A 10,194-nucleotide genomic window follows, 5' to 3' on the forward strand; every position below is an offset into this window, starting at 1 on the left:
TCGGGCACTCGGTCATGTAGCCCTTGCGCACGTTGGTCGAGACGGTGGCGGCGCCGAAGCCGCTGTCGCCCATGCCGTCGAGATAGGTGATCTTCATGGCGCCCATCACCGGATGCGGCGTCCAGCCGAGGAAGGCGATCCACTCATTGTTCTTCATCGACTGCTCGGCCTGCGTCAGCATGCCGGCTTCCGAGGACTCGACCAGTTCGAAACCGGCCAGATTGTCCTTCGGGTTCTTGATCATGTCGAGGATGATGCGGTTGCCGTCATTGCCGGCTTCGATGCCGTAAATCTTGCCGTTGAACTTGTCCTTGAACTTGCCGAGATCGGTGAGCGACTTGACGCCCGCATCCGCGACATAGGTCGGCACGACGATGCCGTAGCCGGCGCCGGCCAGGTTCTGGCTGACGGTTTCGACCGAACCGTCGGCGGTATAGTCCTTGATGTCGTTGGTCATCGACGGCATCCAGTTGCCGAGGAAGACGTCGAGGTCCTTGTTCTTCAGAGATGCGTAGGTGACCGGAACCGAGAGCTGGATCACCTGCGGCTCGTAGCCGAGCGCGGTGAGCAGCACCGAGGCGAGCCCGGTGGTCGCCTGGATATCGGTCCAGCCGACATCGGAAAGGCGTACCGCCTTGCAACTTGCCGCGTCACCGGCATAGGCCGCACTCGTGGACAACAAAGCCGCCAGGCCGAGGCCGGCGACGAAGGAATTCATACGCGACATAGACAGTCTCCCATTGTGATTCTTTGGCAAGCGTAGTTACGGTTTCTCAGCCCGCCTTGTTTCGTCAGCCAAACACCATTCTGGTGCGGTTTCAAGCGTCAAGGCAATCACGATCAACGGCGCGGACTGGTCAATCAGCGACACGGTTGACGCTTTTGTCGTGGCGGGCCTCTTTTCCGGTAGAGCCCATCTTTTTCAGGGGTGGGCCGGCTTTTTCAGGGGAATGCGGCTGCCGCCCCTCCCCGCGCCCCGCCAAGTCGGCTTAAGGTCTGTTTAGATTCAGGTCAGGCCGAGACGAAAATGGGGGTGCCCGAGAACCGGAGCGGAGCGTACGTTTGGGTACGTGAGCACAGTTCTACTGCGACGCAGTAGAACGGGGAAGCGCAGGGAGCCGCCATTTGCAGGCCGGCATCACCTGAATATCAACAGACCTTAAAGGGCGGCATGGCCAAACTCTATTTCAACTACGCGACGATGAACGCCGGCAAGACGACCATGCTGCTGCAGGCGTCCTACAATTATCGCGAGCGCGGCATGACGACGATGCTGTTCGTCGCCGGTCACTACCGCAAGGGCGACAGCGGCCTGATCTCGTCGCGGATAGGCCTGGAGACCGAGGCCGAGATGTTTCGCGATGGCGACGACCTGTTTGCCCGCGTCGCCGAGCATCATGGGCACACGCCGGTGCATTGCGTGTTCGTCGACGAGGCGCAGTTCCTCGAGGAGGAGCAGGTCTGGCAGCTTGCCCGCATCGCCGACCGGCTCAACATCCCGGTCATGTGCTACGGCCTGCGCACCGATTTCCAGGGCAAGCTGTTTTCCGGTTCGAAGGCGCTGCTGGCCATCGCCGACGACCTGCGCGAGGTGCGCACCATCTGCCGCTGCGGCCGAAAGGCGACCATGGTCGTGCGCCTCGGCGCCGACGGCAAGGTGGCGCGGCAGGGCGAACAGGTGGCGATCGGCAAGGACGTCTATGTCTCGCTCTGCCGGCGTCACTGGGAAGAAGAGATGGGCCGTGCCGCGCCCGATGATTTCATCGGCTTCGTCGGCGGCTGAAGAATGGCCCGGCGCCGGCCGAATCGCCAGCCGAGCCGCACACCCAGCGTCGCCAGCGCGATCAACACCATGCCGGCGGCCTGCGCCGGCCCGAGCGGATGCGCGTAAATCGCCCAGTCGACGATGATGGCCACGACCGGATAGATGAAGGTCAGCACGCCGATCACCGGTGTCGTCAGACGCGGAAAGGCGGAATTCATCAGCACATAGGCAATGCCGGTGTGCAGGACACCGATGCCGGCCAGCCACCCCCATGACGCCGCCGGGATATGCTGGGTGATATCGGCGAACGGGGCGAGCATGACGACGCCGACGATCGTCTGGCAAAGCACGGTGATTTCCGCCCGCTGCTGGCCGAGCCCCTTGGCGAGGATCGTGGCGATCGCATAGAGCAGCGCCGCGCCCAGCGTCAGCGCTATGCCGAGCGCCCAGCCTGCGTCGGCGCCGCCATGCGTGACGACAAGACCGCTCGCCAGCACGACGCCGAGAAACGCCAGCAACATCCAGGCGATCTGGTCGCGCGAGATGCGTTCGCCCAGGAAGATCACGCCGATCAGCACCACCAGGAAAGGCTGCACGTGATAGACGATCGTCGTGGTGGCGATCGATGTCATCGCGAAACCGGCGAAGAAAGCCGTCCAGCTCAACACCATGCAGACGCCACCCAGCGCCGCCAGTGCAAGCCGCGAGGCCGACAGGCTGCGGTCCGGCAGGTAGCCGCGCAGCAGGCACCATGCGCCCAGGAACACGGAGCCGAACACGCACCGCCAGAAGACGATTGCGATCGGATGCAGCCCCGCTTCGGTGACAAAGGCACCGACCGTGCCGGCAATGACCATGGCCAGGGCCAGGTTCGCGGCCGGAAAGCGGCCCGCCAGGGCGTCCTTCATGGTGTTCTCCAGATGTTGCAAAGCCATCTGGTCAGGCAGATTGGCTTCAAACAAGCGAATAGATTTGAGATCACCTATTCGATATACTGATAGCGTCATGGCCGCACCTCTCGACCTCGCCTTGCTCAAGACCTTCGTCGCCGTCGTCGAAAGCGGCAGCTTTTCCAATGCGGCGCCCCGCGTCGGCCGCAGCCAGTCGGCCGTCAGCATGCAGATGCAGCGGCTTGAGGAGACGGTCGGCAACCAGCTCCTGGTGCGGGGGCCGAGAACGGTGACCCCCAACGCGATCGGCGAGGATTTCCTCATCTATGCGCGCCGTCTGCTGAAATTATCCGATGAGGCCTGGGCGAGCGTCACCCGGCCGAAGGAGACGGGCAGCGTGCGCCTTGGCGTGCCGGACGACTATGCCGCCTTTCTCCTGCCGCCGGTCCTGTCGCGCTTTGCCGAGGACCATCCGCTGGTGACGGTGGAACTGATCTGCGAGCAGTCGACGGCACTGGTCAAAACCCTGGCGGAAGGCAGGCTCGACCTGGCGATCGTCACCCGCTTGCCCGACCAACCGCTCGAAGTGATCCGGCTCGAGCGCTTCGTCTGGGTCGCCTCGCCAAACCACGTCGCCTGGCAGGCCGACCCGTTGCCCGTTGCCCTGTTCGAACCCGGGTGCGCCGCCAGGATGAACGTGCTCAACGCGCTTGGCGATGCCGACCGGCCCTACCGCTGCACCTATTCCAGCGCGTCCCTGCTTGGCCTCATCGCGGTCGTCCAGGCCGGGCTGGCGGTAGCCGGCCTCGCCCAGCGCAGCGTGCCGCCGTCGCTGCGCGTCATCGGCGCCAATGAGGGGCTTCCCGCGCTGCCCGATCTTGAGATCGGCATGTTGCGCAATCCGTTGTCGAAGACACCGGCGGTCGACCGGCTGCATGAGTTCCTGCGCCGCGACCTGGCACAGCAAGCCTGACTTGCGTGGCCCCGATCTGGCGGGCCATTGTCGACCAATGCGACAGGAAGAGCCTTACGCCATCCGCTACGATGCGGCGTTTGTTAAGACCTGCGTCCTATGTCTTTCACCTTCTCGTTCCAGCCAGAACTCTCCGGGGTCAGCCATGCTTCGAGCCGTTTCCTCAGCCAGCATCCTCCTCCTTGCCTCCGCCCTCGCCGCTCACGCCGGCGGCGATCCCGTGGCGGGCAAGCACGTCTTCAACCGCTGCATCGCCTGCCATGAGGCGGCGAGCGACCGCGACAAGCTCGGCCCGCATCTGATGGGTGTCGTCGGCCGCACGGCGGGAACCGCCGAGAGCTTTCTTGGCCACTATTCGGATGCCATGAAAAAGGCCGGCGCTGCTGGCCTCGTCTGGGACGAGGCGAATCTTGCCGAATACCTCAAGGCGCCCAAGTTGAAGGTCCCCGGCAACAAGATGGCTTTCGGCGGCCTGACCAGCGACGACGACATCGCCAACGTGATCGCCTATCTCAAGGCCGATCCCAAGCCCTGAGCGGCCACAACTGGCCAGTTATCGTCAGGTTTCAGTGTCATCGGCGCCGGCATGCCCTGATTGCTTTGCCGGCATGAAAGTTCAAAATCGCCTGAACTTTGCCAGGCCCATCGGCTAATCACGCCATGACCACGGCTCCATTGCCTTTCAAGGGCGCGGCCGGGTTTTTTGTTTTCGGGCCGGCCTTGTCTTCACGTCTTTCAATCCCCTGACGCCCCACATATATTCGCCGCTGTTCGCAACCAGCGACCTGATGTCGAAGCGGGAGGCCCTTATGGCGACATTGCAGAATTTCGATGCCGAAATTGCCAAGACCAAGCAGGTCGTCCAGGATATGCGCTCCAAGATCGAGCAGTCGGGCACCGTGCTCGACACGCTCGCCACCGCAGACAAGAAGATCGGCGACGCCAATTTCGACATCGAAAACGCCCGCATCTCTGATGTGCTGAAGCAGCAGAAGGTGATGGAAGGCAACATCGCCGACCTGATCATCGGGCTTGAGGACGCCACCAACGTCTTCGGCGCCGAGTTCGAGAGCATGAAGAACTACACCGGCTGGGAGAACTTCGTCGGCGTCTTTTCGGCGCAGCGCAAGCAGCGCATGCGCACCGACCGCGTACGTAACATGTCGCTGGCCGGCAACCTGCAGGAGTTGCTGGCCAAGTCCGACACCATCGTCGGCATCCTGAAGGCGCAGAAGGAAGTGCTCGACCAGCGCTACAAGACTTCGGAGAACAGCCTGTCGCAGGTGATCGAGCGCCGCAAGGTCACGATGTCCAACCTGGAAGCCGTGCAGAAGCGCATCGAGGAGCTCAACCCGATGCTGCTCGACATCGAAAACAAGATCGCCGCTTCGACCACCCAGAAGGACCGCACGGAGCTTGAGGGCGACCGCTCCAAGCTCGCCACCGAATACAATGAGAAACAGGCCAAGGAGCAGGAATTGCTGGCCGAGAGCCAGACGCTCGAGCGCTACACCTCGATGTTCCAGACCTTCGTCGATTCGCTCAACAACCAGATCGCCGCGCAATCGACGCTGATCAACAAGCTGACCATCGATACCGAACAGCGCATCGTGCTCTACAAGGCGCTGGAGGATTCGCTGAAGACCGCCGCCCAGCAGGACGTCGCCCACAAGATCAACACGCTGGGCAGCCAGGTCGACACCACAGCCGAGGAAACCATGGCCGGCATCGGCGCCGCCTCGCAGAAGCACATCGGCGACCTCCTGGAGATGCACGAGAAGAACATGGTCGCCAGCGCCGACATCCAGCGCCGCAAGAAGCTGGCCGACGATGCCTTTGCCCGCCGCTTCGACGAGGTGCTGAAGAAGCACAATTCGGCCAATTACGTGCAGTCATAATTGCCGCGCGCATCGGTGCGACGATCCCAAGGCTGACAGCATGACCCCCGAAAACGATGCGGCGGCGCGGTATTTCTCGGCAATCACGGCCGCGCTCAGCGGGCTGGAAATCTTCATGCGTGACGATCGCTCGCCGCTCTACCGGCATGGCATCGTCGCCAAGATCGTCGCCGAATACATCGCCCGGCTCGACAAATCCTTTGCCTGCTGGCGCAACCGGCTGGGCTTCATGGACGCGTTCCGCATTTCGCGCGCCGAAAGCGGCTTCCCCGTCTTCCAGAACCTGCTTGAACTCGAAAACGACCGCCGCCAGGCCGACGCGCGGCTCGCCAACATCCCGGCGGCCGGCGAACTGCGCGAGGAGATGGCCGACTTCATCCTGCGCCGCAAGGAATTCCCCGAGGCGCTGCAGAAGTCGATGGCCGAGCGGCTCTACCTTGAGGACGTCAAGAGCGAGCAGACGTTCGGGCCCTTCACGCTGGCGCAGACCGTGAAGGTTTCGGTCAATCCCAAGACAGCCCGACCCTACTACCTCGTCCACTGGGCGACATTCGACGGCAGCGCCAACCTGCCGCTGGTCTACATGGTGACGGTGGAGGATTCCTCGGAGGCGATGATCCGCCAGCTCGTCGACAGGAGCGGCAAGCTCAACGACAAGGTCGACATCCCGCTGCCGGTCGATGGGCTGCTCAACCCCGAGCTTGCCCACCGTTTCGACGATTTCACCGAGAAGAACTCCGCCTACACGCTGTCGCCGGCGACCATTGCCGTCAATCTCGACAAGGATTTCGAGCCGCTGCACCCCAAGCAATTGCGCCGCGTCGTGCTCGGTCCCTTCTATTCCGCGGGGATTACCGACAACAACTCGACGGTGACCGAGGTGCTGGCCAAGGTACGCAAGCCGGAAAACGCCTGGCTGCTCACCTGGACTATCCAGGAGGTCTATTCCAAGGGCGAAAAGCCCGGCCGCAAGGGCCTGTTCTCCAGCGAGAAGACGACGCAGGAGTTCTTCATCAACACCGACGACCTCGAAGCGGCGCGCCAGGGCGTGTCGAGCTACGAGAACCACGCGCTGATCCCGCACGAAGCCTACCAGGCACTCTACGCCGCCGGCGAGGCGCAGAAGATCTTCGGCGGCTACAAGGTCCACATCCTGTCCAACGGACAGGTCATCTCTGACGTCTGACCGTCACCCCACGGAGCACCCTTCATGGACACCGGCCTGACCACCATCCCGGAAGCGGCAATCGAAAAGCACCGCGCCATCGCGCAGAGCTTCATCACCCGCATCGTCGTGCTGGAAGACCCCGCGCGCGAATCCGGCACGGCGCTGGCCGGCACCAACCGCCGCTTCGTCTCGACCGTATCAGTCGGCTCGGTGCGCCGCACGCGCGAGGTCGAGCTGGCGAAGACCGTCGGCGCCATCCATCCCGACGACCAGTTGCTGACCATCGCGCAGCACACGCTCCTGTTTCGCGCCCGGCGCGGCACGGCGATCGCGCTTGCCGTGTCGGATGTTTTCGCCGAGGGCTCGGATCTCGAAAGCCTGCAGGCCAGGAACACCCGCGCACCGCTCGAAGGCGATGACGCGGCGACCTTCAAGAAACTGCTGGCCGCCTCGGCCTATATCTCCGCCTTCAGCCTGTCCTCCTACCTGTTCCAGCTGATTGCCAGCGACGGCGAGGCGCCCAACGACATTGCCGAGCCCGATTTCCTGTTCGACACGCCGCAGGACGCTGTGAAATCGATCCTGGCCGGCCTCGACAAGGCGATATCGGGCGCCTCTGACGATACCGACCTGATGACCAGGGCGCGCGCCTTCGCCCGCGTCGCCATCGATGGGCTGTTGGCGCGCAAGGGCCGCTTCGACGGCATCGGCCCGTTCGAGAACGCCCATATCCGCATCGACGCCGACGATTTCACCCTCGACGGCTTCGACGTCGTGCCCGGCAAGCGCTCCAAGCCGCTGGTGATGACCTTCAAGAAGCCGGAAGAGGTCGTCGGCAACCACATCGCCAAATACCAGTCGGTAAAGCTCGCCAAGATGCTGATGGCCTATGATTTCGAGCGCGAACTGAACCCGTTCGTCGAGCTCGGCGGCTTCCTGTTCACCTTCATCGGCGACGGCGCGCCCGGCACCGGCAAGACGACGCTGATCCAGATGATCGCCGGCCTCGTCAACGATTACTGCCAGGTCGCCGGCTACCCCTTCGCCTATGAGAATTTCGGCGTCGACCAGATCTCGTCCTACCAGGGCAAGTCGGGCCAGAACTGCCGCCAGTTCATCAACAATGTGCTGAACCCTCGCGTCATCGGTTTCGGCACCATCGACGATATCGACCAGGTGGCGGCGCGTCGTTCCGACGATCGCGCCTCGGCCGGCCAGCAGGAAATCACCGGCGTCCTGATGGATGCCTTCGCGGGTGCGGCCACCGTGGTGCGCGGCAACTGCTCCTTCGGCATGTTTTCCAACTATCCCGAAAATGTCGACGACGCGCTGCGCCAGCGCGCCGGCGCCCGCTGGCTGGTCGACGGTCCGCAGACCCGCGACGACTATATCGACATCTTCGTGCTGCTCGCCGGCAAGAACCACGAGATCCCTTTGGGCAAACACGAACTCTACGCCGCGCAGGAAATCCAGCGCGCCGTGGCCGAGGCCTATGAGGAACATGAGAAACCGCAGGAGGACGGCCTGATAAAGGTCTACGAGCGCTACATGAAGGAGAACGGCGCGCCCAGGACCATGGCGGACGTCGGCACTTACCTGCATCTGATCAAGGACGCCGAGCCACGCTTCACCGGCCGCGCCATCAAGAACGTCACCGACGCCATCAAGATGCGCGCCATGGACATCGAGCTTCCCGACGACTGGTTCGAGAAGCCGGAAGCCTTCGTGCACAAGAGCTACGACGACAAGAAGGCGATGATCGAGGAACTGCGCGGGCCGTTCTCAATGGACATGGTCATGCAGGAGATCAACCGCTACGCAGACTCGGAATTCCGCTACTCCGACAAGTCCGACGATGCTGCGGTGGAAAAACTGCTGCGCGACGCCAGGCTGCGGGAGCGGGCCGCGCGCGAAATGGAGGACATGAAGAAGAAGGGGCTGTGGAATGCTTGAGGTGCCTTTGCTGCCCACAGGTGCTCAAAGGCGTGGCGCCAACGCTGACGCCCCCCTCTCCCCGTTCTTCACGGGGAGAGGGTAAGGGTGAGGGGCAGCGCCATGCGTGGGCCAAGGATAGAGACAACGAAACGGGCACGACGCCTGCGCCAGTCGGACAATGATGCGGAGAGTGCATTGTGGGCTGAGCTCCGTGGCCACAGGTTGAACGGCTACAAATTCGTCCGGCAGCTCCCGATAGGCAGCTATTTTGCTGATTTTAGCTGTCGTGAGTGTCAACTCGTTGTCGAGATCGATGGGAGCCAGCATGCTGACAACGAATATGACCGGGCTCGGGATCGTTTCATGGTTTCAAAGGGCTGGTCCGTCCTCAGATTTTGGAATGTGGACGTCTTGAAGATGCGGGAAGACGTGCTCGAAACGATATTGGCTGCCGTCGAAGGTCGCCTGGATCGCCATATCGAGGCGCATGACCTTCGATTTTTTGCAGCCGAGAGTTACGGGGAGACCCGTCTTTGACCGGTGGCGCCGCCCCTCACCCTTACCCTCTCCCCGTGAAAAACGGGGAGAGGGGGTCGTCAACGTTAATGCTTCAGTCTTCCGGGCTGAACCTCCTGGAACACCCCAAATGAGCCCCGCCCGCAAACCAGACCTCCTGCGCGACAACGACCTCATCTACGGCCGGTTGCTGACCGTCGACGAGCCGCATCTCATCGAGCGCTACAACAAGGCGCTTGCCGCCTTCGGCCTCAAGCCGACAAAGCTGAAGAGCTTCCAGATTGACCGCACCGGCTTCTCGCCCGAGATCGCCGAGGAATGCGGCGACTATGATTATCTCGACCCCAACGAGGTCAACCGCCGCTTCATCATCCTGACGCCGTCGCAGATCGGCTTGCCGGTGGTGCACACGGCTTTCTCCAACACCTCGCAGCTGATGTTCGAGTTCATGACCAGGAACCAGCGTGCCATCGACGCGCTGACCATCAAGGACGTCATCTACGGCGAGATCGAGGATTCCGTCCCCAAGGTCAACGACATCGAGGACCTGCTGTCGATCAACCAGGTCGAGTTCAAAGTGCTGTCGGCCGAGGATGTGCTGGGCAAGGCCGCCGAACTCGGCAAGCTGGTCGACCGGCTGAAACAGGAGCCCGATGCCTGGCGCGACGACGCCATGCTCAACCGCATGGTGGACCTTGCAAAGGTCTGCGGCGACATCAGGGAGAACGCGCTGGTGCCCGACCAGGTGATCTTCCGCCACAATGCCTACTGGACCAGCCATTTCGGCGGGCTCTACGTCTTTGTCGATCCCGACATGACCACGGTGATCAGCGATCCCGCGGCCCCCGGCTTCCGCCGCTCGCGTCCGTGGCAGGTGAGCTATCTCTCCATCAACGACGCCGACAAGGTGTTCAAATTCCTGGCCGCCACCGGGCGCATCGAACTGCCGCGTGCCTCGTGGATCGAGGAGTCCGGCTATCTGGAGCATCGCGCCGAGATGGTGGTGCGTGCCCTGATCCGCGACGCCGAGCCCAACCGCAAGCTGACCA

At 62.8% G+C, this 10,194-nt stretch carries 10 protein-coding genes; 8 read left to right on the top strand and 2 right to left on the bottom strand.

Features of this window, described 5'->3' with window-relative positions; all coding sequences use genetic code 11:
* On the bottom strand, positions 1 to 727 hold a 727-nt coding region (locus J0I79_RS00390; protein ID WP_292854250.1), incomplete at its 3' end, for a glycine betaine ABC transporter substrate-binding protein.
* Positions 728 to 1,171: 444 nt separating this feature from the next.
* On the opposite strand from J0I79_RS00390, the gene J0I79_RS00395 reads away from it, so the two are divergent.
* On the top strand, positions 1,172 to 1,783 hold the full coding sequence (locus J0I79_RS00395) for a thymidine kinase (protein WP_292854252.1): 612 nt from the start codon (positions 1,172 to 1,174) through the stop codon (positions 1,781 to 1,783).
* Here J0I79_RS00395 and J0I79_RS00400 read toward each other — a convergent pair.
* Positions 1,720 to 2,673: a DMT family transporter gene (locus tag J0I79_RS00400; protein ID WP_292854254.1), complete on the bottom strand. Its 954-nt coding sequence runs from the start codon at positions 2,671 to 2,673 to the stop codon at positions 1,720 to 1,722. The genes J0I79_RS00395 and J0I79_RS00400 overlap by 64 nt on opposite strands.
* A 97-nt stretch (positions 2,674 to 2,770) precedes the next feature.
* On the opposite strand from J0I79_RS00400, the gene J0I79_RS00405 reads away from it, so the two are divergent.
* The 7 genes from J0I79_RS00405 to J0I79_RS00435 form a co-directional block, all read left to right on the top strand.
* Positions 2,771 to 3,628 (top strand): LysR substrate-binding domain-containing protein, encoded by an 858-nt coding sequence (locus tag J0I79_RS00405; protein WP_292854256.1) that lies wholly within the window; start codon positions 2,771 to 2,773, stop codon positions 3,626 to 3,628.
* Between the two features lie 145 nt (positions 3,629 to 3,773).
* On the top strand, positions 3,774 to 4,163 hold the full coding sequence (locus J0I79_RS00410; RefSeq protein ID WP_292854258.1) for a cytochrome c family protein: 390 nt from the start codon (positions 3,774 to 3,776) through the stop codon (positions 4,161 to 4,163).
* Between the two features lie 274 nt (positions 4,164 to 4,437).
* A complete protein-coding gene (locus tag J0I79_RS00415; RefSeq protein ID WP_292854260.1) occupies positions 4,438 to 5,526 on the top strand; it encodes a hypothetical protein in 1,089 nt (362 codons plus the stop codon).
* Between the two features lie 40 nt (positions 5,527 to 5,566).
* Positions 5,567 to 6,712 carry a hypothetical protein gene (locus J0I79_RS00420; protein ID WP_292854262.1) on the top strand — a complete coding sequence of 382 codons (1,146 nt, stop codon included), beginning with the start codon at positions 5,567 to 5,569 and terminating at the stop codon, positions 6,710 to 6,712.
* A gap of 24 nt (positions 6,713 to 6,736) precedes the next feature.
* Positions 6,737 to 8,647 (top strand): ATP-binding protein, encoded by a 1,911-nt coding sequence (locus tag J0I79_RS00425; RefSeq protein ID WP_292854264.1) that lies wholly within the window; start codon positions 6,737 to 6,739, stop codon positions 8,645 to 8,647.
* Between the two features lie 102 nt (positions 8,648 to 8,749).
* Positions 8,750 to 9,166: an endonuclease domain-containing protein gene (locus J0I79_RS00430; protein ID WP_292854266.1), complete on the top strand. Its 417-nt coding sequence runs from the start codon at positions 8,750 to 8,752 to the stop codon at positions 9,164 to 9,166.
* 109 nt (positions 9,167 to 9,275) lie between these two features.
* A partial coding sequence (locus J0I79_RS00435) for a DUF6638 family protein (protein ID WP_292854268.1) occupies positions 9,276 to 10,194 on the top strand: 919 nt, incomplete at its 3' end.

Source organism: Mesorhizobium sp., assembly GCF_017306585.1.
In the GTDB taxonomy this organism is placed as follows: Bacteria; Pseudomonadota; Alphaproteobacteria; order Rhizobiales; family Rhizobiaceae; genus Mesorhizobium.